The sequence below is a fragment of the Pseudomonas sp. MWU12-2319 genome (assembly GCF_023242525.1).
Lineage (GTDB): Bacteria > Pseudomonadota > Gammaproteobacteria > Pseudomonadales > Pseudomonadaceae > Aquipseudomonas > Aquipseudomonas gingeri_D.
In genome coordinates, this window is record NZ_JALJES010000020.1 from 45,391 (window position 1) to 68,752 (window position 23,362).

General features: G+C 64.0%; 22 protein-coding genes. 5 read left to right on the top strand and 17 right to left on the bottom strand.

From position 1 onward, the window contains the following. Nucleotides 1-44: 44 nt before the first annotated feature. The 8 genes from M5C01_RS26850 to cbiE all read right to left on the bottom strand — a co-directional run bounded on the left by M5C01_RS26850 (nt 45) and on the right by cbiE (nt 5,452). Nucleotides 45-470, bottom strand: a complete 426-nt coding sequence (locus M5C01_RS26850) for a DUF2946 domain-containing protein (protein WP_152741576.1) — start codon at nt 468-470, stop codon at nt 45-47. Between the two features lie 21 nt (nt 471-491). Further along, nucleotides 492-986 carry a copper chaperone PCu(A)C gene (locus M5C01_RS26855; RefSeq protein WP_103495217.1) on the bottom strand — a complete coding sequence of 165 codons (495 nt, stop codon included), beginning with the start codon at nt 984-986 and terminating at the stop codon, nt 492-494. A 48-nt stretch (nt 987-1,034) separates the two neighbouring features. Further along, nucleotides 1,035-1,436: a DUF2946 domain-containing protein gene (locus tag M5C01_RS26860; protein ID WP_152741577.1), complete on the bottom strand. Its 402-nt coding sequence runs from the start codon at nt 1,434-1,436 to the stop codon at nt 1,035-1,037. Nucleotides 1,437-1,582: 146 nt separating this feature from the next. Beyond that, nucleotides 1,583-1,906 carry a transcriptional regulator gene (locus M5C01_RS26865; protein ID WP_100944269.1) on the bottom strand — a complete coding sequence of 108 codons (324 nt, stop codon included), beginning with the start codon at nt 1,904-1,906 and terminating at the stop codon, nt 1,583-1,585. 7 nt (nt 1,907-1,913) lie between these two features. Next, a complete protein-coding gene (locus M5C01_RS26870; protein WP_152741578.1) occupies nt 1,914-2,249 on the bottom strand; it encodes a type II toxin-antitoxin system RelE/ParE family toxin in 336 nt (111 codons plus the stop codon). A gap of 54 nt (nt 2,250-2,303) precedes the next feature. After that, entirely contained in the window at nt 2,304-3,029 is a 726-nt protein-coding gene (locus M5C01_RS26875) for a cobalt-precorrin-6A reductase (RefSeq protein WP_152741580.1), read from the bottom strand. After that, complete coding sequence (locus tag M5C01_RS26880; RefSeq protein ID WP_152741582.1) at nt 3,026-4,123, bottom strand: cobalt-precorrin-5B (C(1))-methyltransferase; 1,098 nt, start codon at nt 4,121-4,123, stop codon at nt 3,026-3,028. The genes M5C01_RS26875 and M5C01_RS26880 overlap by 4 nt, the downstream gene beginning before the upstream one ends. A gap of 126 nt (nt 4,124-4,249) precedes the next feature. After that, complete coding sequence (gene cbiE, locus M5C01_RS26885; protein ID WP_152741584.1) at nt 4,250-5,452, bottom strand: precorrin-6y C5,15-methyltransferase (decarboxylating) subunit CbiE; 1,203 nt, start codon at nt 5,450-5,452, stop codon at nt 4,250-4,252. Between the two features lie 137 nt (nt 5,453-5,589). Here cbiE and cobG point away from each other — a divergent pair, with 137 nt between their 5' ends. The 5 genes from cobG to M5C01_RS26910 all read left to right on the top strand — a co-directional run bounded on the left by cobG (nt 5,590) and on the right by M5C01_RS26910 (nt 11,281). Beyond that, nucleotides 5,590-6,915, top strand: coding sequence for a precorrin-3B synthase (gene cobG / locus M5C01_RS26890; RefSeq protein WP_248764418.1), 1,326 nt, complete (start codon nt 5,590-5,592; stop codon nt 6,913-6,915). Beyond that, nucleotides 6,908-7,534, top strand: a complete 627-nt coding sequence (locus M5C01_RS26895; RefSeq protein ID WP_100944274.1) for a precorrin-8X methylmutase — start codon at nt 6,908-6,910, stop codon at nt 7,532-7,534. Before cobG ends, M5C01_RS26895 begins: the two co-directional genes overlap by 8 nt. After that, nucleotides 7,534-8,265, top strand: a complete 732-nt coding sequence (locus M5C01_RS26900) for a precorrin-2 C(20)-methyltransferase (RefSeq protein WP_100944275.1) — start codon at nt 7,534-7,536, stop codon at nt 8,263-8,265. Before M5C01_RS26895 ends, M5C01_RS26900 begins: the two co-directional genes overlap by 1 nt. Continuing rightward, on the top strand, nt 8,262-9,968 hold the full coding sequence (gene cobJ, locus M5C01_RS26905; RefSeq protein WP_152741587.1) for a precorrin-3B C(17)-methyltransferase: 1,707 nt from the start codon (nt 8,262-8,264) through the stop codon (nt 9,966-9,968). Before M5C01_RS26900 ends, cobJ begins: the two co-directional genes overlap by 4 nt. Before the next feature lie 131 nt (nt 9,969-10,099). Continuing rightward, nucleotides 10,100-11,281, top strand: a complete 1,182-nt coding sequence (locus M5C01_RS26910; RefSeq protein WP_152741589.1) for an ATP-binding protein — start codon at nt 10,100-10,102, stop codon at nt 11,279-11,281. 2 nt (nt 11,282-11,283) lie between these two features. Here the strand turns inward: M5C01_RS26910 and M5C01_RS26915 are convergent, their stop codons facing one another. The 9 genes from M5C01_RS26915 to accC all read right to left on the bottom strand — a co-directional run bounded on the left by M5C01_RS26915 (nt 11,284) and on the right by accC (nt 23,349). Next, entirely contained in the window at nt 11,284-11,880 is a 597-nt protein-coding gene (locus tag M5C01_RS26915) for a MarC family protein (RefSeq protein WP_152741591.1), read from the bottom strand. Between the two features lie 116 nt (nt 11,881-11,996). Further along, on the bottom strand, nt 11,997-14,789 hold the full coding sequence (locus tag M5C01_RS26920) for a hybrid sensor histidine kinase/response regulator (protein WP_178129980.1): 2,793 nt from the start codon (nt 14,787-14,789) through the stop codon (nt 11,997-11,999). A gap of 99 nt (nt 14,790-14,888) precedes the next feature. After that, nucleotides 14,889-16,184, bottom strand: coding sequence for a phosphoribosylamine--glycine ligase (purD, locus tag M5C01_RS26925; protein WP_103497794.1), 1,296 nt, complete (start codon nt 16,182-16,184; stop codon nt 14,889-14,891). 152 nt (nt 16,185-16,336) lie between these two features. Then, the gene (gene purH / locus M5C01_RS26930; protein ID WP_103497792.1) at nt 16,337-17,944 is read right to left on the bottom strand and encodes a bifunctional phosphoribosylaminoimidazolecarboxamide formyltransferase/IMP cyclohydrolase; all 1,608 of its coding nucleotides are present in this window, start codon (nt 17,942-17,944) and stop codon (nt 16,337-16,339) included. An 81-nt stretch (nt 17,945-18,025) separates the two neighbouring features. Beyond that, nucleotides 18,026-18,346: a DNA-binding transcriptional regulator Fis gene (gene fis / locus M5C01_RS26935; protein WP_003186237.1), complete on the bottom strand. Its 321-nt coding sequence runs from the start codon at nt 18,344-18,346 to the stop codon at nt 18,026-18,028. Next, on the bottom strand, nt 18,343-19,356 hold the full coding sequence (dusB, locus tag M5C01_RS26940) for a tRNA dihydrouridine synthase DusB (protein ID WP_103497791.1): 1,014 nt from the start codon (nt 19,354-19,356) through the stop codon (nt 18,343-18,345). Before dusB ends, fis begins: the two co-directional genes overlap by 4 nt. Before the next feature lie 176 nt (nt 19,357-19,532). Next, nucleotides 19,533-20,846 (bottom strand): DUF3426 domain-containing protein, encoded by a 1,314-nt coding sequence (locus tag M5C01_RS26945; RefSeq protein WP_103497789.1) that lies wholly within the window; start codon nt 20,844-20,846, stop codon nt 19,533-19,535. Between the two features lie 30 nt (nt 20,847-20,876). Then, nucleotides 20,877-21,755, bottom strand: coding sequence for a 50S ribosomal protein L11 methyltransferase (gene prmA, locus M5C01_RS26950; protein WP_152741593.1), 879 nt, complete (start codon nt 21,753-21,755; stop codon nt 20,877-20,879). A 235-nt stretch (nt 21,756-21,990) separates the two neighbouring features. Beyond that, the gene (gene accC / locus M5C01_RS26955; protein WP_100944284.1) at nt 21,991-23,349 is read right to left on the bottom strand and encodes an acetyl-CoA carboxylase biotin carboxylase subunit; all 1,359 of its coding nucleotides are present in this window, start codon (nt 23,347-23,349) and stop codon (nt 21,991-21,993) included. Nucleotides 23,350-23,362: the final 13 nt, after the last annotated feature.

Consider the following 23,362-nt stretch of genomic DNA (forward strand, 5'->3'; position numbering starts at 1 on the left):
GTTACAGTTCAGGCGGGCCGCGTGAGAGGGTAGTGGGTCGCTGCTTAATGGAACGCGGGCGGGGCGCGGGTACGGGCACCGGGAAAGGTGGTTTGCCGGGCATGGCCCAGGCGGGTCTGGGTAGCGACGGCGGCCGTCGGCCTGGGGCCGTCAAGGGCGGCGAAGCTCAGGGTCTGCGGCAGGGCCGGGCAACTGAACAGCAGGGTGCAATAGCCGCATTTTTCCCATAGCGCATGGTGCTCGGCGCTGGGGGCGTGGTGCTCGTCGGCGCTGGGCGCCATGACCTCGCCTGCCTGCCCGGGCATCTCCATCGACATGTCCATGCCCATCGACATGGGCATGCGGTGATCCATCGGCATCGCCTGGGAAATCAGCGGTCCGATAAAGATCATCAGCATGGCGAACAGGCTTAGCCAACTGCCGCGTACTTGGGCGCGGGAGCGGGGTGACCTGAGGCGTGCGGCGTGCATGGCGTTCACGGGCGTCGTCGATTATTGAACGGGCGCGTGATCCATGTGGCTCATCTCATTGGTCCCGGCAGGCGGCTGTTTCTGTACCGATACCTCGACGGTCACGTCGCCGGCTTTTTCAAAGTGCAACGTCAGCGCAAAGTGCTTGCCATCCTGCAAGAGGCTACGGTCCTTGAGGTCCAGCAACATCACATGAAAGGCCATGGGGGCGAACTTCACTTCACCGCCGGCGGGTACCTCGACACTGGCGACTTGCTGCATTTTCATCAGGTCGAGCTGCATCACATGTTCATGCAGTTCGGCCTTGCCGGCGATGGGACTGTCGACGCCGGTCAGGCGGTCGGCCGTGCTGCCCGGGTTGTGGATCACGAAATAGGCCGCCACCGTCGGGGCGTTGGGCGGCAGTTCCTGGGACCAGGGATGGGTGATGCTCAGGTCACCGGCCTTGAATTCATGGGCATGGGCAAAACAGGCGGGCAGCAGCAGGGCGGCCAGCAACAGGGCATTCTTGAACATGGTGGTTCTCCATAACGATTCATGACGCACACAGACTGTGGGTGTGAATCAGGCTAGCGGAGAAGCCCTGGGATTGAGCGAGGGCCATTGCTGGCGCGGGGTGGGGAGGTCGATCTGGGTGGCGGGGCGTGCCGGCTGGGTTTCGTCCTGGGCCACCGGCAACTGTGGAACATGGCCGGGCAACGCCAGCAACGAGGCGAAGCCCGCACAGCACCAGCAGTGCTGCATATTGGAATGCTCATCGTTTTGCGGGGCTTGCTGTTCCAGCTTGCCGAGGTCGATGGCCACCAGGCGGGTGCCACTGGCCGAGCAGAAACTGCCCCACAACAGTTGCTCCGCGATCGAGTCTTGCGAGGCTTGCGCCATGGCTCCGGACATCGGCATGGCGAGCAGATTGAACAGCACTGCAAAGCAGGCGATCCAGGCAATGGCTAGCCGTTGTCGGGGCATGGAAAGGATTTCCGTGAGTGTTTTCAAACAGATGGGTTATTTAGCCTGAACGTCCTTCATAAGTAAAAGCGTGAGCTGCGGTGAAAGGTCGCAAGCTTGTGTAGGCTTTGTCGGTGATCCTGGTGCACAAGCGTAGCAGGATGCCGTCACAGGGTCGGAACGGCATGGACCTCAATCTTCACGCCCAGGGTGGCGCGAATCACACTGAAGATAGCGGCCAGGTTGTCCATGCTCGGATTACCCTTGGCCGAAAGCATGCGGTGCAGGCTTTTGCTCGGCTTGTCGGTTTCCTTGGCCAGGCCCTCGAAGCCGACGGTGGCGTTGACCAGATCACGCAAAATCACCCGTGCAATCTCTGGCTCGCCATTGAGAAACAGGGTGGCGGCTTCATCCAGCAGTGCCTGGGCGAACGCCGGGTCGCGCTGCGCCCGCTCGGCGATGGTCTGTTTGAAGCTGCGAGTAAGGGCCATGTCAGTGTTACCTCGTTTTCGATGCGGCTTTTTTACGGCGCTGGTATTCGGCAATGAGCGCCTTGGCTTGCTTGATGTCGTTTGTCTGGCTGGATTTGTGACCACCGCCAAACAGGATGATCAGCTTTTTGCCTTCCTGTAGCAGATAGATCCGGTAGCCCGGGCCCCAATCGATACGGTATTCACCCAGGCCGTCGAACCACTTGATATTGGAGGTATTGCCCATCTGCATGCGAAGGATTGCAGTGGATACCTTTGTGGCGGCCTGCACATCCAATGACGCGAACCACTTTTCAAATGGGTTGGCCTGGTTGTCCCGAATATATTCTTCGACCTCGATCATTGCGCTCTCAAGGTAACCTAAAGGTTACTATATTTGCAAGCTGATGATCGTGATCTATTGAGCAGTGCTTGCCAACGCCGCGAGTGTTTCACCAAGCGTCTGGAACTCCCGCTCCACCGGCGGCAATGCCGGTCGCTGGAGAATCAGCACCGGAATTCCGAGTTCCCGGGCCACCTGCAGCTTGGGTTCGGTCGCGCTGCTGCCGCTGTTCTTGCTGATCAGCACGTCGATGGCGCGGCGTTCGAACAGGGCGCGCTCGTCTTCCAGCAGGAACGGGCCGCGTGCGCCGATCACTTCGCAGCGGGCATTGCCGGGGTACTCGTCGAGGGCACGCAAGGTCCAGAATTGCCCGGAGGGAATTTCTTCCAGATGTTGCAGCGGCTCGCGGCCGAGGGTGAACAGCGGGCGCTGGAAGGGCTTGAGGGCTTCGACCAGTGCGGCCCAGTCGGCCACTTCGCGCCAGTCGTCGCCAGGTTCCGCAACCCAGGCCGGACGCCGTAGCGCCCAGCAGGGAATACCGCTCAAGCGCGCGGCCGTGGCGGCGTTGCTGCTGATTTGCGCGGCGTAGGGATGGGTGGCATCCAGTAGCAGGTCGATGCCTTCTTCCTGAATAAATTGCGCCAGGCCCTCGGCGCCGCCATAACCGCCGACCCGGACCTGGCACTGCAAGTCCGTCGGTACCCGCCCGACTCCCGCCAGGCTGTAGATATGCTCGGGGCCCAAGGTCCGGGCAATCGCCAGCGCCTCGGTGACGCCGCCAAGCAGCAACAGGCGTTTCATAACTGCACTCCGGCATGACCAACGACACCGCCCTGGCGGTCGATGGCGAAGACTTCCACTTGCACTTGCCTGGGGACCACGCTGCGGGCGAAGTCGCGGGCGCGCCGGCAGACCGCATCACCCAGGGCGACGCCCGCCGCGCTGGCCATGGCCAGTGCCTGCTGGCTGGTATTGGCCTGGACAATCGCGTCCTGCAAGGCCTGGTCGGCGCCGACCTCGGCCGCCCATTCGGCCAGTTGCGGCAGGTCGATGCTCGAATGCCGGCTGTGCAGGTCCATATGCCCGGCCGCCAGCTTGCTGATCTTGCCGAAGCCGCCGCACAGGCTCAGTTTGTCCACCGGGACCTTGCGCAGATGCTTGAGCACGGCGCCGACGAAGTCGCCCATTTCGATCAGGGCGATTTCCGGCAGGTTGTAGACGCGGCGCATGGTGTCTTCGCTGGCGTTGCCGGTGCAGGCGGCGATATGCAGGTAGCCGTTGGTCTTGGCGACATCGATGCCCTGATGGATCGAGGCGATATAGGCCGCGCAGGAAAACGGCCGGACGATACCGCTGGTGCCGAGGATCGACAGCCCGCCGAGAATCCCCAGGCGCGGGTTCATGGTTTTCAGCGCCAGGGCCTCGCCGTCGCGGACATTGACGGTGACCGAGAAGCCGCCGGTGTAGTCCAGTTCAGCGGCCAGTTGTAGCAGGTGGTCAGTGATCATTCGGCGCGGCACCGGATTGATCGCCGGTTCGCCGACGGCCAGGACCAGGCCGGGGCGGGTGACGGTGCCGACGCCTTTTCCGGCATGAAAACGTACGCCGGGTTCGGCGATCAGCCTCACTTGCGAGTAGAGCAGGGCGCCATGGGTGACATCCGGGTCGTCGCCGGCATCCTTGATAGTGCCGGCCTCGGCGCCGTCGTCATGGCGGCGACAGAACTCCAGGCGCATATCCACACGCTTGCCCTTGGGCAGGGTGATCTGCACCGCATCGCAGCTGATGCCGCTGAGCAGCAGGCGTGCCGCCGCCAGGGCGGTGGCGGTGGCGCAGCTGCCGGTGGTCAGGCCGCTGCGCAGAGGGGCGGGCTGTTCGGCGGTTTCATCGCGCATGACGATTGCTCTTTGTAGGAGCGAGCTTGCTCGCGATGGTAGTCCAGGCACCGCTGGGTATCAGGCTCCCCGCGTTATCGTTGACGCCCATCGCGAGCAAGCTCGCTCCTACAGTGTCTGAGGGGTTCAAGGCTTGACCACGTCGAGCAAGGTGATCGGCAAGGCCTGGCGCCAGGTGTCGAAATCCCCCAGCGGTTGGGCCTGGGCGATGTGAATGCGGGTCAGTTCGCCGCCATGGACCTGGCGCCAGTTCATCAGCAGCATTTCACTTTGCAGGGTCACGGCATTCGCCACCAGCCGGCCTCCCGGCTTGAGCTGCGCCCAGCAACTGTCCAGGACACCGGGACGGGTAACGCCGCCACCGATAAAGATCGCATCCGGCGGCTCCAGTCCTTCCAGGGCCTCGGGCGCACTGCCGCGAATCAATTGCAGGCCTGGCACACCGAGGCTGTCCCGGTTGCGCTCGATCAAGTGTTGGCGCCCGGTATCGGCCTCGATGGCGATGGCCCGGCAACTGGGGTGGGCGCGCATCCATTCGATACCGATGGAGCCGCTGCCCGCGCCGACATCCCACAACAGTTCACCGGGCACCGGGGCAAGGCGGGCCAGGGTGATGGCGCGGACATCGCGTTTGGTCAGTTGTCCATCATGCTCGAAGGCGCTGTCCGGCAGCCCGCCGATACGCGACAGACGTGGCGTGCCTGGAGCGGCCAGGCATTCGATGGCCACCAGGTTCAGGTCAGCCACCGGCGGGTCGCTCCAGTCATCGGCCAGTCCGTCGATCCGCCGTTCCACCGGGCCACCGAGGTGTTCCAGAACGCTGATCCGGCTCGGACCGAAACCCCGTTCGCGCAACTGCGCGGCAATCGCGGCGGGACTCAGGCCGTCATTGCTCAGCACCAGCAGACGCACACCGCTGTGCAGATGGGCATTCAGAGCCGCCAGCGGACGGGCGACCACCGAGAGCGTCACCACATCCTGCAAGGCCCAACCCAGTCGGGCAGCGGCCAGTGAACAGGAGGACGGCGCGGACAGCACCTGCATTTCCTCGGTGGTCACTCGCCGCGCCAGACTGGCACCGACGCCGAACAGCATCGGGTCGCCACTGGCCAGCACGCAGGTCGGCTCACCGCGCAGGGCCAGCACGGGCTCCAGGGAAAACGGGCTCGGCCAGTCCAGACGCTCGGCGCGGACGGAGTCCGGCAGCAGGTCAAGCTGCCGTTGGCCGCCGAATACCCGCGAAGCTGCCGACAGAGCTGCCTGGGCCTGCTGACCCAGGCCACTGAAGCCGTCTTCACCGATTCCCACGATTGTCAGCCAAGGCACCATCTAAAATCCTCAAAACACAGCGGTTCCGACGGGCAGGCTTTTCATGCCATCGGACAAAGCAGGCATAATACCGTGCCTTCGAGGGCGAAATGCTCTTCGATAACAGCCTATACCTTTCCTTTACTGCCGGTTGCCCCTTGAACCAACGCCCGCCCGCCACTGCTATTCGCCCCTCGGCCTGTCCGGGGTTGCTGCGCATCGTCCCGGCGCTGGACGGCGGTATCTGCCGGATCAAGCTGGCCGGCGGGGTGATCGGCAGCGCCCAGGCCCAGGCCGTGGCCCGGGGGGCCGCACGTTATGCCGGTGGCGTGATCGAGGCGACCAACCGGGCCAACCTGCAGATTCGCGGTATCGGCGAGCAGCAGGCAGCGTTGATCGACGAATTGTTGGCCGCAGGCCTCGGACCGACCACGCCCGCGGGCGATGATGTACGCAACCTGATGCTCAGTCCGGGCGCGGGTATCGACCGTCAGTTATTGATCGATACCCGGCCCCTGGCCGAGCAGATCCTGGCGAGCTTGCAGACTCATCCACGCTTTCATGAGCTGTCGGCCAAGTTCGCGCTGCAACTGGATGGCGGCGAAGCCCTGGCGATGCTGGAGCATTCCCATGACCTGTGGCTGTCGGCGTTGCTGCTGGACGATCAGCCATACCTGGCATTCGGCCTGGCCGGCTGTCCGGCCGATGACCTGCCCCTGGCCGCCGTGCCCCTGGCCGAAGGGCATTCGCTGGTGGTGGCGGTGCTGGAGCTGTTCCTCGATCTGGCCCGTCCCGAACAGACACGCATGCGCCATCTGCTGGCTGAAGTCGTGCCCGCTGAGTTTCTTGCTCGGTTGACCCTGCGCCTTGGCTACGAACCGGCGGCAGTCCCGTCCTGGCACCGACCAGCCTCTCCCGGTCTGCTGCATATCGGCACTTATCCACAGCGCCAGCCGGGGCGTGTGTACGTGGGGGCTGCGACGCCCCTGGGCCGACTCGACGCTGCGATGCTCGACGGCGTGGCCCGACTGGCCAGTGAGTTCGGCGATGGCAGCCTGCGCCTGACACCCTGGCAGAGCCTGTTGCTGCCCAATATCCGTGCCGAAGATGCGCTCACCGTTACCACCCGGCTGCAACACCTCGGCCTGTTATGCGACGCCGCCGACGCCCTGGCGCAACTGATCGCCTGCACCGGCTTGGCCGGTTGCGGCAAGGGCCTGGCCGACACCAAGGCCGACGCCCGCCGCCTGGCGCAGCACCTGCAAGACCAGCCCCAGGGCGTGCACCTTTCCGGCTGTACGCGATCCTGCGCGGCGGCCCATGTCGCGCCCGCCACCTTGCTGGCGGTTGCGTCCGGCCATTACGACCTCTATTTCCGCGATGTCGCGCACCCGGGCTTCGGCCGGCTGCACGCCCGCCACCTTACTATTGATGCGGCGGGCGCCCTGCTGGCAGCCCGCTCACGGAGCAACACCGATGATTGATTACATCCGCGACGGTCAGGAGATCTATCGCAACTCCTTCGCGATCATTCGCGCGGAAGCCAACCTGGCACGGATTCCTGCGGATCTGGAAAAGCTCGCCGTGCGGGTGATCCACGCCTGCGGCATGGTCGATGCCATCGACGGCCTGCAGTTTTCCCCAGGTGCTGGCAAGGCCGGGCGCGAGGCCCTGGCGGCCGGCGCGGCGATTCTCTGCGATGCGCGGATGGTCAGCGAGGGCGTGACCCGTGCGCGCCTGCCGGCCAACAACCCGGTGATCTGCACCCTGCGTGACGAGCGCGTGCCCGAGTTGGCCCAGGAGCTGGGCAATACCCGTTCGGCGGCGGCACTGGAGTTGTGGCGGCCCCATCTGGAAGGCAGCGTGGTGGTGATCGGCAATGCACCGACGGCGCTGTTCTACCTGTTGGAAATGCTCGATGCCGGCGCGCCGAAACCGGCGTTGATCCTCGGTTTTCCGGTGGGTTTTGTCGGTGCCGCCGAATCCAAGGCGATGCTCGCGGCCGACAGCCGCGGCGTGCCGTTCGTGATCATGCAGGGTCGGCTCGGTGGCAGCGCCATGGCCGCCGCCGCCGTGAATGCCCTCGCTACGGAGATTGAATGATGCAGCAGCCTGGACGTCTGATCGGCCTCGGCGTGGGCCCCGGTGACCCGGAACTGATTACGGTCAAGGCCCTGCGCCTGCTGCGCGAGTCGCCGGTGGTGGCGTACTTCGTCGCCAAGGGCAAGAAAGGCAACGCGTTCGGTATTATCGAGGCGCACCTGCAGGAGGCCCAGGGCCTGCTGCCGCTGGTCTACCCGGTGACCACCGAGGCACTGCCCGCGCCCCTGTCCTATGAGCAGGTGATCAGCGACTTCTACGACGAAGCCAGCCTGGAAGTGGCCGCGCACCTGGATGCCGGTCGCGATGTGGCGGTGATCTGCGAAGGCGATCCGTTCTTCTACGGTTCCTACATGTACCTGCACGACCGCCTGGCCGAGCGTTATGAGACCGAAGTGATTCCCGGCGTGTGCTCGATGCTCGGCGGCGCCTCGGTGCTCGGCGTGCCGCTGGTGTACCGCAACCAGAGCCTGTCGGTATTGTCCGGTGTGCTGCCCCATGACGAACTCAAGCGCCGCCTGGCCGACGCCGATGCGGCGGTGATCATGAAACTGGGGCGCAACTTCCCCAAGGTTCGCCAGGTGCTGGAAGAGTTGGGCCTGGCCGACCGGGCGCTCTATGTGGAGCGCGCGACCATGGCCAACCAGAAAATCGTCCCGCTCGATAAGGTCGAGCCGATGTCCTCGCCATACTTCTCGCTGATTATCGTGCCCGGCGAACGGTGGCAGGGATGAGCCGCGCGCAACCGGCCATTGTCATCCTCGGCAATGGCAGCCTGGCAACGGCGCGGCGGCTGCAACAGATCTATCCGGATGCGCTGGTCTACGGGCTGGCGGAGCGGGTCGACGGCGCGGATCGGCTGTATCAGGAGTTTGGCGCGACGCTGCGCCAGCTCTATCAGCAGGACACCCCGATCATTGCCCTGTGCGCGGCCGGTATCGTGATTCGCACGCTGGCCCCGGTGCTCTTGGAGAAAGGTGCCGAACCGCCGGTGCTGGCGGTGGCCGAGGACGGCAGCGCCGTGGTGCCGCTGCTGGGCGGACTGGGCGGGGTGAATGTCATGGCCCGGGAAATGGCCGCCGGCCTCGGCGTGGCGGCGGCCATCACCACCAGCGGCGAGCTGCGTTTCGGCACCTGCCTGCTGAACCCGCCGAGCGGTTATGCCCTGGGCGACCTGGAACTGGGCAAGCGTTTTGTCTCGGACCTGCTGGCCGGTGAAAGCGTGCGCATCGAAGGCGCGGCACCCTGGTTGGCGCAGGCGCATTTGCCGGAAGACCATCAGGCGCGCCTGTCGATTCATGTCGGCAGCGCCGAGCGTGCGCCGGCGGCCAATGAGTTGCTGATTTATCCGCGTAGCGTGCTGGTGGCAGTTGCCGCCCGTGTGCCGGAACTGGCCAGAGCAGTGCGCGATGCCTTGCACGGCGCAAACATCGCCCGCCAGTCGCTGGCCTGCCTGTTGGCGGCGGACAGCGAGATGGCCAATCCCGCGTTGCGAGAAGCGGCTGTCGAGTTGGGCGTGCCGTTGCGGTTTGTCGCCTCGACCGGTTCTGTCGCTGAAATGGCGCAACAGGCGATACCGCAGTTGCTGCCGCCGATCTCTGTCGGTGAGGGCTTGGCGATCGCGGTCGCCAGTCAGCCACTGGAGCCTGAGCGCATCGGTCGTCCTCGCGGGCGGCTGGCGGTGATCGGCCTCGGTCCCGGTGCCGCCGAACTGATGGTGCCGGCGGTGAAGGCCGAACTGGCCAAGGCCAACGACGTGCTGGGTTATGAAACCTACGTGCGCATGGCCGGTCCGTTCCGTGCGGATCAGGTGTTGCATTGCACCGATAACCGCGAAGAGATGCAGCGTGCCCGACACGCCTTTGAACTGGCGGCCGAGGGGCGTTCGGTGGTGGTGGTGTCATCCGGTGATCCAGGCGTGTTCGCCATGGCGGCGGCGGTGCTCGAAGCCCTGCATGAGTCCACTGACCCGCGCTGGCACAGCGTCGATCTGGAAATCCTGCCGGGGGTTTCCGCCTCGCTGGCGACGGCGGCCCAGGCCGGTGCGCCGCTGGGGCATGATTTCTGTGTGATGTCGCTCTCGGACAACCTCAAGCCCTGGAGCATCATCGAGACGCGCCTCGACCTGGCGGCCCGGGCCGATCTGGCCCTGGCCTTCTACAACCCGATCTCGCGCTCGCGGCCCTGGCAGTTGGGCCGGGCCCTGGAGATCGTCGCCGGGCACCGCACGGCGCAGACGCCGGTGGTGCTGGGACGGGATATCGGTCGGCCGGGACAGACCTTGCGGGTGACCACATTGGGTGAGCTGACGCCGGACCAGGTGGACATGCGCACCATGGTCATCATCGGTTCGTCCACCACCTGTGTCTTTCCCCGTGCCGAGGGTGGCGAATGGGTCTACACCCCGCGCTGGTACGGTGAAAAGCCACGGTCTTGAGGGGCTGCGGGCTCAAAAAGGACGGCGTCTATAATTCTCTATAATCGTATGTAATTGGCTGTAAAACGGCTTTTCTATAATCATCTATAATTGACTATAATCATCTATAATTGACTATAAAGGAGCCTGTCATGTCCTCCCATCAGCCGTTTTTCCACCGCGCGGGTCAGGCCCAGGCATACACCAAAAATATCCTCAGCACGGCTGTTGGCAGCGCCGCCAGCTCCGGTCTGTTTTTTGCCGCGCCACGTCGAACCGGCAAGTCCACCTTCATGCGTGAAGACTTGCGCCCGGCGCTGGAGGCGGCAGGGACCCTGGTGGTATACGCCGACCTCTGGGAAAACATGTCGGCCGATCCGGGCACCGTCATCCTGAGCGCCATTCGCGGCGAGCTGGCAAAAAATGAAGGGGTTATCCAGCGCCTGGCCAAGGGGGCCGGAATGGACAAGCTCAAGGTCGGCGGGTTGTCGTTCGACCTTGATCGTATCGGCCTGGGCAAGGATATTTCCTTGAGTGCCGCGCTGGCGGCACTCTCGGATGAAACTCGGAAGATGATTGTGCTGATCATCGATGAAGCCCAGCACGCGATCACCACCGAGGCGGGCGTTGCGACGATGTTTGCCCTCAAGGCCGCCCGCGACGAGCTCAACAGTAGCCGGCACTTTGGTTTACGGGTGGTTTGTACCGGGTCCAACAGTGACAAGCTGGCGATGCTGCGCAACAGCAAGGACCAGGCATTCTTCGGCGCGCCCCTGATCAAGTTCCCACCATTGGGCGCTGATTACATTGAGTGGTTCTGTGCCAATGTGGCTTTGCCCTTCGCTCTGGAGCCCAAGTCGGTTCTTGAATTGTTCAGGCAGGCCTCGAGCCGTCCCGAGGTCCTCGCGGCGGCGGCAGGGGTTTTACAGTACGAGTTCGATCTGAGCGATGAGGACGGGCCGGCGCGCTTTGCCGAGGAAGTGCTCATTCAGGCACAGGGTATGAATCAGGAATTGATGCGAGTGGTGCATAGCCTCACACCGATTCAATCCGCGGTGTTACGGGTGATGGCGGCTGCGGGGTCGGATTACGCCCCCTTCGAGAGCCAGACCATGGCGCTTTACGATGTTGCACTGCTGGCGGCCGGCATTGCTCCTGATGTGGCGAAAGCCGAAATCACCGGCGTACAACAGGCGCTTGTGGCGTTGCAGGAGAAGAAGCTGGTGTGGCGCGCGGCACGAGGGGTCTACGCCGTCGAGGAGCAAAGCGTCGTCGCTGCTCTGGAAAGCGAGGGATTGCTCCAGGGGCTCAAGAGCAACCGCACCGAGCGCTGACTTCAAGGCACCAGATACCCACGCACCCCGGTAAAGATGATCTGCGCCGCCAGGGCGCAGACGAACAGACCCATCAGGCGGCTGACGATCTGCAGGCCCTGGTCGCCGAGGATACGTTCGATCCGGTGGGACAGGTACAGCACCACGCCGACGGTCAGGCTCGCCAGCGCAATGCTGACGATGGCCGAGAGCTTGTCGTCCCAGTGCGGCTGGCTGACCCCCATGACCAGCAGGGCACCGATGGTGCCGGGGCCGACGGTCAGGGGGATGGTCAGCGGGACGATAGTCACGTCCTGCTGCAGGTTATCGGTCTGCACCGCCGATTTACCCTGGGCCATGCCCAGCGCCGAAATAAACAGCACGCTGCCCGCGCCGATGCGGAAGGCATCCACGGTGATGCCGAACACGCTGAAGATCACCCTTCCGAACAGATACAACAGCACGCTGGACACCAGCGTCGCCAACGCGACCTTCCAGGCCAGGCGTCGCCGCTCCCTGCTGGAATAACCACGGGTCAGGCTGATAAAGCAGGACAGGACGAAGAACGGGCTGTAGAGCACCAGCATCTTCAGGTAAACGCTGAATAACACGTGGAGCATGGCGTGGGCTCGCAACGGAGGAGGGCGACGGCAGTCTATCAGGGGTTGCGTACGCTGTCGGCTTTGTCCGGGAACGGGCCGGGCGGATTCTCACGGGGCGGTTTTCTGTCCCGATGTCAGGGCGTCGGAACCTGGGCCTGCTGCTGCGCGCGTTCGGCCACCCAGTGCTCCACCAGCTCACGCAACTGCGACAGTTCCACCGGCTTGGCCATATGCCCGTCCATCCCGGCCTGGCGCGCGCGTTCCTTGTGTTCGGTGAGAATGTGCGCGGTCAGTGCCACCACCGGGGTGCGTACCCGCTGGTTGCCGACTTCCCAGGCACGTAGCTGCTGGGTGGCGGAAAAACCGTCGAGGATCGGCATCTCGCAGTCCATCAGCACCAGGTCATAGCGCTGGGCTTTCATCGCCCGCAGGGCCTCTTCGCCGTTGCTCGCGGTGTCGGGCTTGAGGTTGAGCTTGCCGAGCATGCCGCGGATCACTTTGGTGGAAATGCTGTTGTCCTCGGCCACCAGGATACGGAAGTCGCTCGGTACGGTGATCGGTTCCACCGGCTCGGGACTTGCTGTTGGCGTCGGTGCCGGCCCGTGCCCGTGTCCTGGCCCTTTGTCGCGTTGGGCCAGTTCGTCGGCCAGGGTGGTCTTGAGGGTGTAGCCGGCCACCGGTTTGGCGAGGATGCGCTTGACCCCGGCATTGCGCGCGATGATCTTGCTCGGCGCGTTGCTGATGCCGGTGAGCATGATCAGCAGGATGTCGTGGTTCAGGCTCGGGTCTTCCTTGATCTTCGCCGCCAGCTGCATGCCGGTCATGCCGGGCATGTTCTGGTCCAGCAGCACCGCGTCGAAGTAGTCGCGCAGGTGGGCCTTGGTCCGCAGCAGCGCCAGGGCTTCCTTGCCCGACGGCACGGCACTGACATTCAGGCCCCAGGCGCTGCATTGCTGCACCAGCACCTTGCGGCAGGTGTCGTTGTCGTCGACCACCAGGACCCGCGCACCGCGCAGCGGACCGTCGAGGTCGGAGGTCGGGTTCTCCAGGTGCAGCGGGTCCAGCGGCAGGGTCAGCCACAGGGTGCTGCCCTGGTGGGTGCCGCTCTTGATGCCGAATTCGCCTTGCATCAGTTGCACCAGCTGGCGGGCGATCACCAATCCGAGGTTGCCCCCCAGGCGGGTGGCGGCGAGGAAGTTCTTGCTCTGCAGTTCGGCGTGGAGCAGGGCGTCGCGTTCTTCGTCGCCCATCGGCACGCCGCTGTCCTGGACCGCGATGCGCAGGCGCGGCTGGCCGCTGCGTTCGTCGAGGGCGACGACAATCAGGATCTCGCCTTCGTCGGTTTTCTTCAGGGCGTGTTCCAGCAGGCTGAGCAGGGTCTGGCGCAGGCGCGTCGGGTCACCGCTGATCACCCGCGGCACTTGCGGTTGGATAAAGCTGATCAGCTCGACATTCTGCTGCTCGGCCCGGGCCCGGAAAATACTCAGGCAGTCATCGATCAGGGCATTGAGGTCGAACTGCACATCATCCAGTTCGATCTGCCCGGACTCCAGCTTGGAGATGTCGAGGATCTCGTTGATCAGGGTCAGCAGCTCGTTGCCGGCGCTGTGGATGGTCTGCACATAGTCGCGCTGCTTGACCGACAACGGCGTGCCGAGGAGCAGTTCGGTCATGCCCAGCACGCCGTTCATCGGCGTACGGATCTCGTGGCTGATCTTCGCCAGGAACTCGGCCTTGGCGGCGATTTCCGCGTTGCTCGCGGCCAGGTCGCGACTGAGGCTGAACTGGTTTTCGGTGATGCTGCGACGGCGTTCGCCCAGGGCCACGCTCATCAGCAGGCCGCTGATGCAGATAAACACCAGCAGCGCGATGATCAGGCCTTGCGGTGCCACCAGGGTCAGCCCCAGCAGCGCGGGCAGGATCACCAGCGTGCCGATGTTGAAGATCACCATGGCCACCACGAACAGCCGCGCCGGACGGTAGCCCTTCTGCCAGTGATAGGCGGACACCAGCAGGATGCTCAGGCTCGCCAGGCCCACCAGGCCGTAGGTCATGATGTTCAGGGGCAGGGTGTCGACGAACAACAGCAGCAGGCCGCCGAGGCTGATGACCAGGATATCGCCCAGCAGCAGCTTGTTCAGTGGGTGCGGGCCCAGCTGGGAAAAGAACGAGTAGGTGAACATCAGCCCGCAGGGCGCGGTCAGCAGCAGCGCCACATAGGAGGCGGGGGTCTGCGCGCCATGCCAGTCAGGCATCCAGGGACCGATCAGGTTCAGCAGGAACAGCGCGCTGAGCAGCAGGAAGCCTTCGCAGGCCGCCAGCCACAGGCTGCTGCGCGAACGGGTATAGGCGAAGCGGATCAGGTTGTGCAGGATCAGCATCGTCAGGCAGCCGAACAGCAGGCCATAGAGCAGTGACTGGTTCTGGTCGGCGGCGACCGCGATAGCCGGCTCCAGGGTGATGTGCGGGCGAAGCTCGTGCTTGGAGACCAGCCGGAGATAGATATCCAGCGGTCGGGTGCTTTGCACCAGTGGCAGCATGAAGTCACTGCTGGGTAGCGGGCGTTCGGCCTGGGGCAGGTCGTTGCCGGTGCGCACCTGGGCGATCAGGTTGTCGCCGTCGAGGGTATAGAGGTCGAGGCGCGCCAGGTCGGGGGCGAAGACCCGCAGGACTTGTTCATGACTGCCCGGTTGCAGGCGAAAGCGCAGCCACAAGGCACCCTCGGGCTGGGCGGCGGTCAAGCGTTCGAGCTCGACCGGACTGAATTGGTTGGTGAAGCGTGAAGAGCGGATATCGCTCAATTGCAGGTCGGCCTGGTCGTCAAGCAATGACGCCCAGCCAATGCCTTGCGAGGCCTGGGCCGGAGCAAGGCAGAGCAGGGTCAGCAAGCTGACAGTGAAACCTATGGCGATCCTGAGCCAGCGCACGGCGAAATCCCTTCGTAGGTTGATGCCCGGTGATAACTATGCGCAGGGCTGGAATAGTTCGGCAAGGGCTGACGGCCCTTGCCTATCCCTTCGGATAGCTTATTCCTTTGAGTCTGCGCGTTCGCGTGCAATTGCACGATAGCCGATGTCGCTACGGTAGAAGCAGCCGTCCCAATCAATCTTAGCTGCGAGCTTGTAAGCTTGCTGCTGTGCGGCGTCAACGCTGTTGCCCAGGGCGGTGGCGCAGAGCACCCGACCGCCGGAGGTTACTACCTGGCCGTCCTTCAGTGCGGTACCGGCGTGAAAGACTTTGCCTTCCAGGCCCGCGGCCGCATCCAGGCCGTTGATCACTGCGCCCTTGGCGTAATCGCCAGGGTAACCGCCGGCCGCGAGGACGATGCCCAGGCTCGGACGCGGGTCCCATTGTGCTTCGATCTTGTCCAGGGCCTGGGCCAGTGCGGCTTCGATCAGCAGGATCAGGCTCGATTGCAGGCGCAGCATCACCGGTTGGGTTTCCGGGTCGCCGAAGCGGCAGTTGAACTCGATGACTTTCGGGTTGCCGGCCTGGTCGATCATCAGCCCTGCATACAGGAAGCCAGTGTAGACGTTGCCTTCGGCCGCCATGCCGCGCACGGTGGGCCAGATCACCTGGTCCATGACCCGCTGGTGCACTTCGGCGGTGACCACTGGCGCCGGCGAGTAAGCGCCCATACCGCCGGTGTTCGGGCCGCTGTCGCCGTCGCCGACGCGCTTGTGGTCCTGGCTGGTGGCCATGGGCAGGACGTTCTTGCCGTCGACCATGACAATGAAGCTGGCTTCTTCGCCGTCGAGGAACTCCTCGATGACCACCCGCGAACCGGCTTCACCGAAAGCATTGCCGGCGAGCATGTCGCGTACGGCATCTTCGGCTTCACCCAGGGTCATGGCGACGATCACGCCTTTGCCGGCGGCCAGGCCGTCGGCCTTGATCACGATCGGTGCGCCTTTTTCACGCAGATAGGCCAGGGCCGGCTCGATCTCGGTGAAGTTCTGGTAGTCGGCGGTAGGGATCTTGTGGCGCGCCAGGAAGTCCTTGGTGAAAGCCTTGGAACCTTCGAGCTGGGCGGCACCGGCGGTCGGGCCGAAGCAGTCCAGGCCACGGGCACGGAACAGGTCGACCACGCCGGCCACCAGCGGCACTTCCGGACCGACGATGGTCAGGGAAACGTTTTTCTCGGCAAAGTCCGCCAACTGCTCAAGGGCCAGGACGTCGATGGCGACGTTCTCGCACTTGGCCTCGATGGCGGTGCCGGCGTTGCCCGGGGCAACGAAGACTTTCTCGACACGCGGGTCCTGCGCCACTTTCCAGGCCAGGGCGTGTTCACGGCCACCGCTGCCGATGATCAAAACATTCATTTCAAAAACCTCGATGACGCTGAATTCTGGGAGAACTGCGACGCCGCCGTTCTGTAGGAGCAGAGCTTGCTCGCGAAGGGGACCTTGAGGTCGCCAAAGGCTTCGCGGGCAAGCCCTGCTCCTACAGGTGAGCGGCGTTTACACACTTGTCTTTAGTGACGGAAGTGGCGCATGCCGGTGAACACCATCGCGATACCGGCTTCATCAGCGGCAGCAATCACTTCATTGTCACGCATCGAGCCGCCCGGCTGGATCACCGCGGTGACACCGGCCTTGGCCGCATTGTCGAGACCGTCGCGGAACGGGAAGAACGCGTCCGAAGCCATGACCGAGCCCTGTACCTGCAGGCCAGCATGCTCGGCCTTGATTGCAGCAATACGAGCGGAGTTGACGCGGCTCATCTGGCCGGCGCCGACACCGATGGTCTGGCGGTTCTTGGCGTAGACGATAGCGTTGGACTTGACGTACTTGGCGACTTTCCAGGCGAAGATCAGGTCGTGGATCTCTTGCTCGGTCGGTGCGCGCTGGGTCACGACTTTCAGGTCGTCGCTGCCGATCATGCCGATATCGCGGCTCTGCACCAGCAGGCCACCGTTGACGCGCTTGTAGTCCCAGGCCGGGGCGCGGTTGGCGTCCCACTGGCCGCAGACCAGCAGGCGCACATTGACCTTGGCGGCCACAATGGCGCGGGCTTCTTCGCTCACGGAGGGGGCGATGATCACTTCGACGAACTGACGCTCGACGATGGCCTTGGCGGTTTCGGCATCCAGTTCGCGGTTGAAGGCGATGATGCCGCCGAAGGCCGATTCAGTGTCGGTGGCGTAGGCCAGTTCGTAGGCCTGGCGAATACCGCCTTCGGCGTCCGGGCTGACCGCCACGCCGCACGGGTTGGCGTGCTTGACGATAACGCAGGCCGGCTTGACGAAGCTCTTCACGCACTCCAGCGCGGCATCGGTATCGGCCACGTTGTTGTAGGAGAGTTCCTTGCCTTGCAGCTGGGTGGCGGTGGCGATGCCGACTTCGGCGGGCTTGGCTTCCACGTAGAACGCCGCGCTCTGGTGCGGGTTCTCGCCGTAGCGCATTTCCTGGGCCTTGATGAACTGGCTGTTGAAGGTCCGCGGGAATTCGCTGCGGCCTTCTGTGCTCAGGGTCTCGGCGGCCTGGTTCACGGTGCCCATGTAGTTGGCGATCATGCCGTCGTAGGCGGCGGTGTGTTCGAACGCCTTGAGCATCAGGTCGAAACGCTGGGCGTAGGTCAGTCCACCGGCCTTGAGGCTTTCCAGGACCTGGGAGTAGTCGCTGGCGTTGACCACGATGGCCACGTCCTTGTGGTTCTTGGCCGCCGAGCGGACCATGGTCGGGCCGCCGATATCGATGTTTTCGATGGCGGTCGGCAGGTCACAGCCAGGTTTGTTGATGGTGGCTTCGAACGGGTAGAGGTTGACGGCCACCAGGTCGATCGGCTTGATGCCGTGCTCGTTCATGATGGCGTCGTCGATGCCGCGACGACCGAGGATACCGCCGTGGATTTTCGGGTGCAGGGTTTTCACCCGGCCGTCCATCATTTCCGCGAAACCGGTGTAATCCGCGACTTCCACTGCGGCTACGCCGTTGTCCCGCAGCAGCTTGAAGGTCCCGCCGGTGGAGAGGATCTCCACGCCCAGGGCTTCCAGTTCCTTGGCGAATTCGAGGATCCCGGTCTTGTCGGAAACACTGATCAAGGCACGGCGGATCGGCAGGCGGGTGGTCTGGTCGGTCATCTCAATTTCCATCAAAAGCAAAGGAGTCAGCAAAAAAGGCGACCGGTTCTACGCGGGCGCCTTTCTGGTTTGATTGAATGCTTACAGCAAATCGTACTGTTTGAGTTTCTTGCGCAGGGTGCCGCGGTTCAGCCCGAGCAGCTCGCTGGCCTTGGTCTGGTTGCCCTTGACGTAGTTCATCACGCTTTCGAGCAAGGGCGCTTCGACTTCCGAGAGCACCAGGTTGTACACGTCCGTGACGGCCGCGCCCTCAAGGTGGGCGAAATAATTGTGCAGCGCCTTCTCGACACTCCCGCGAAGGGTCTGGCCTTCTTCGCTCGGCGTGTTGAGGTGCTGTTTCAAATTGACGTTGTCGCTCACGGGCGTTGTTCCACTCACTAAAGTCTCGGTCATCATCGTCATGCGGCCACCCCTCTCCCTTCCCCTGTTACCAGGCTCTTGTAACGCTCGGCGAAAAACTGACGAACGTTGGCGCACTGTGCTTCCGTTTCTTCCACACGATTGAAGTGGGCGCGAAACTCCTTGGCGCCCGGCAAGGTTGCGAGATACCAGCCGACGTGCTTGCGGGCGATACGTACACCCATCACCTCCCCATAGAAGGCATGCAACGCGGCCAGATGCTCTAGCAGAATACGTTCCACCTCGAACAGCTCCGGTGCCGGGAGGGTTTCGCCGGTACGCAGAAAATGCTCGATTTCACGAAAAATCCATGGCCGCCCCTGGGCGGCCCGGCCGATCAACAGGCCATCGGCACCGGTCGCGTGCAGCACGTGCCGGGCTTTCTCGGCCGAATCGATGTCGCCGTTGGCGAAGACCGGGATCGACACCGCCTGCTTGATCGCGGCAATGGTGTCGTACTCGGCTTCACCGGTATACAGGTCGGCACGGGTTCGCCCGTGCACCGCCAGTGCCGTGATTCCCGCCTGTTCGGCAATTTTTGCCACCGTCAGGCCGTTCTTGTTCGCCCGGTCCCAACCGGTGCGGATCTTCAGGGTGACCGGGACGTCCACCGCCGCGACCACGGCGTGGAGGATCTCGCTCACCAGTGCTTCGTCTTTCAGTAACGCGGAGCCGGCGGCCTTGTTGCAGACCTTCTTGGCCGGGCAGCCCATGTTGATATCGATAATCTGTGCCCCCAGCTCGACATTGGCCCGGGCCGCCTCCGCCAGCATCTGTGCGTCGCCACCGGCGATCTGTACCGAGCGGGGCTCGGGATCGCCTTCGTGGATCATGCGCAGACGCGATTTGCGGCTGTTCCACAAGCTCATGTCGCTGGTGACCATTTCCGAGACTACAAGACCCGCGCCCAGGCGTCGGCACAACTGACGAAAGGGCTGGTCGGTGACGCCCGCCATGGGGGCGAGAATCAAGCCGTTCTGCAATGTATATGGGCCGATGCGTACCGCCGACATAGGACTTCCCTGGTGTGGGGCCGGATCATGAGAGTTCGAAAAAGGGTTGGCATGATACCCGCTCTCGATGACTGGATAAAGGCAAAATTGGATAAAATCTGAACAGTTATTCGCTTATCGCTGGCGGGTTGGTTGCCGCCAGAAAACTGCCGCCCCGCCGGGCAATGCGTGCCGGGTTACTCGGGCGAGTGGAAGCTCAAGCTGTAGTTCACGGCCTTGGCACCCGGGTCGAGGATGTCCAGGGCGATATGGATCGGTGTCTGTGGTGGCATTTCACCCTGGCCGGCCAGGTCGCCACTGAGGTACTCGGCGGGTTTGAAGCGGCGGCTGGCGATCAGATGGCCGTTGAGATCGGCGAAGCGCAGCTCCAGCAGCGGAAAGGGCTGGGAGAACGGCGCGCGGTTGTAGATGATCGCATCCACCACCAGGGCGCCGGCGAAGTCCGGGTGGCTACGGACCACCAGGTTGCTGCTCTTGATTCGGGCGATATCGACTTTTGACGGCACCTTGCAGCCGATTTCCGGGCACAGTTGCTGGAACCAGGGGCGGTACTGGTCCTGGCGCGCCAGTTCGTCGAAGTGATAACCGACGTATTGGCCGACCAGGGCGCCGGCGGCCAGCAGCACCAGCAGCAGCCAGAGCAGGCGCCGGCCCCAGGGCGAGCGGCGGCGTTGCCAGTCGAGCTGGATCGGGTCGTCGACCAGGTCCAGCAGCACGTCGTCGTGCAGGCCGGGCTCGTTGCGCTCGCGCTTGGCCTTGGGTTTCCTGTGTTCTTCTTCGGCGGGCGCATCGTCGGCCGGTTCAGGGGCCGGTGGGGCATGGAAGGTGTCGTCTTCCAGCTCGTCGTGCTCAAGCTGCAGGCGCGGGACCGGTGGTTCGTCGTCCAGATCGGCGAGATCGAAGGACAGCGAAGGCTCGGTGCGTGCCGACTTGGGTTGTTCTGGCTTCTTTTCCGGTGCCTTGGCCGGGGCTGTTTCGCCCTCGTCGGCCAGGGTGGCGTCGACAGGCTTGCCCGGCGGTTCGCTGAACAGGCTGTCGGGCCATTGCTCTTCTTCCGTGTCCGGGCCGTCGCGGCGGGCGCTGAGGGACTCGCCCTTGCCGCCGCGGTCCTGGCCGAACGCCTTGGTCGGCTGGATTTCCCGCTGTTCCAGGCGCGCCAGTTCTTCGTCCAGGTCGAGGTTGTCCAGGTCCAGCTCTTCGGCCGACCATTGTCGCTGGCTGATGGCCCGTGGCTGTTGCGGCGGTTCTGGAGGCGGTGGCGGCGGTGCGGGTGGTACTGGCGCCGGCACCGGCTTCGGCGCTGGCGCGGCAACACCGGCGGCGCTCGCCGCTTCCCGGGCTGCGCGTTGTTCGAGCAGTTGTCGCGCAGCGTTGAACACCTGCAGGCAGGAGCCGCAACGAACCACACCACGGGCCACGCTCAATTGAGCGTGGCTGACGCGGAAACTGGTCTGGCAATGCGGGCACTGGGTGACGAAGCTGTCGGTCATGCGGCGATCCGGTTCATGCAGGCGCCCATTCTAGCGCCGACGACCACTGATGCGCACCCAGCCATCGCGATCGGCAATCGGGTCGAGATCGAAGTCCTGGGCATAAGCAGCAGCGACTTGCGCGCCCTGTTCGGCGAGGATCCCCGAGAGCGCCAGGCGACCGCCGGGCTTGACCAGGGTGGACAGTTGCGGCGCCAGGGACACCAGCGGGCCGGCGAGGATATTGGCCACCAGCACGTCGGCCGGGACCTGGGGCAGGTCTTGCGGCAGGTACAGCGGGAACAGCGCCTCGTCGATATGGTTGCGCCCGGCGTTATCGCGGGAGGCTTCCAGGGCCTGGACGTCGATATCGGTACCGACCGCTTCCCTGGCGCCCAGCAGCAGGGCGGCAATCGCCAGGATCCCCGAGCCGCAGCCGAAGTCCAGGACGTTGCAGTCCTTGAGGTCCTGGCCGTCGAGCCATTCCAGGCACAGCGCGGTGGTCGGGTGGGTGCCGGTGCCGAAGGCCAGGCCCGGGTCGAGCAGCAGGTTGACCGCTTCCGGTTCCGGCGCGGCGTGCCAGCTCGGGACGATCCACAGGCGGCGGCCGAAGCGCATCGGCTCGAAGTTGTCCATCCAGCTGCGTTCCCAGTCCTGGTCCTCGATCACTTCGCTGTGGTGCTCGGGCAGTGGTGCGCCGGTCAGCAGTTCCAGGTGCGCGAGCACGCTGGCCGCCTCGGTGCCGCCTTCGAACAGCGCCAGCAGGTGGGTGTGGGACCACAGCGGGGTGGTGTTGAGTTCCGGTTCGAAGATCGGTTGATCTTCGGCATCCATGAAGGTGACCGAAACGGCGCCGACTTCGAGGAAGGCGTCTTCGTAGGTTTCGGCTTGTTCCGGGCTGATGGCCAGGCGTACTTGCAGCCAAGGCATGGCGGGGCACCTTTGCAAAAATGGAGTGTGCAACCGCTGGGGGCTGCGAGAAACGCGCAAGTCTACTTGAGCAGCGCCTTGGGCGGTATTCAAAAAAAGCGAACCTGAGTCTGGCGCAATCCCCTGTAGGAGCGTGGCTTGCCCGCGAAAAGGCCCTCAAGGTCGCCCGGCACGGTGGCTTATGCCAGAAACAACAAGGCCGCAATCAAGCGGCCTTGTCGATGGGATCACGCACTCACTGGTTGGCGAGTTTATGTTCCAGGTAGTGAATGTTCACACCACCCTTGCAGAAGCCTTCGTCGCGAACCAGGTCGCGGTGCAGCGGGATATTGGTCTTGATCCCGTCCACCACGATTTCGTCCAGGGCGTTGCGCATGCGCGCCAGGGCTTCGTCACGGTCCTTGCCGTAGGTGATCAGCTTGCCGATCAACGAGTCATAGTTCGGCGGTACCGCATAACCACTGTACAGGTGCGAATCGACGCGAACGCCGTTGCCGCCCGGTGCGTGGAAGTGCTTGACGGTGCCCGGGCTCGGAATGAACTTCTTCGGGTCCTCGGCGTTGATCCGGCACTCCAGGGCGTGACCGCGGATCACCACGTCGTCCTGGGTGTAGGACAGCGGGTTGCCGGCGGCGATGCTGAGCATCTCCTTGACGATGTCGATGCCCGTGACCATTTCCGATACCGGGTGTTCCACTTGCACGCGAGTGTTCATCTCGATGAAGTAGAAGTTGCCGTTCTCGTAGAGGAACTCGAAGGTGCCGGCGCCACGGTAGTTGATGTCGATGCACGCCTTGACGCAGCGGGCGAAGACTTCCTGACGGGATTTCTCATCGATGCCCGGGGCCGGTGCTTCTTCCAGTACCTTCTGGTGGCGACGCTGCAGCGAGCAGTCGCGGTCACCCAGGTGAATGGCGTGGCCCTGGCCGTCGGACAGTACCTGGACTTCCACGTGACGCGGGTTGGTGAGGAATTTTTCCAGATACACCATCGGGTTGCCGAACGCTGCACCGGCTTCGGTGCGGGTCAGTTTGGCCGAGGAGATCAGGTCTTCTTCCTTGTGCACCACGCGCATGCCGCGACCACCACCGCCACCGGCGGCCTTGATGATCACCGGGTAGCCGACTTCACGGCCGATGCGCAGGGCTTCTTCCTCGTCTTCCGGCAGCGGGCCGTCGGAACCGGGAACGGTGGGGACGCCGGCCTTGATCATGGCGTGCTTGGCCGAAACCTTGTCACCCATCAGGCGAATGGTGTCGGCTTGCGGGCCGATGAAGGCGAAACCGGATTTCTCGACCTGTTCGGCGAAGTCGGCGTTTTCCGCGAGGAAGCCGTAGCCCGGGTGGATCGCCGTGGCACCGGTGACTTCCGCGGCCGCGATGATGGCCGGGATGTGCAGGTAGGACTGGGCGGCAGGCGCCGGGCCGATGCACACGGATTCGTCCGCCAGGCCCAGGTGCATCAGCTCCTTGTCGGCCTTGGAGTAGACGGCGACGGTCTTGATCCCCAGCTCCTTGCACGCGCGCAGGATCCGCAGTGCAATTTCACCGCGGTTGGCGATCAGGACTTTTTCCAACTTCGCAGGATTCGACATCGTTGGCTCTCCG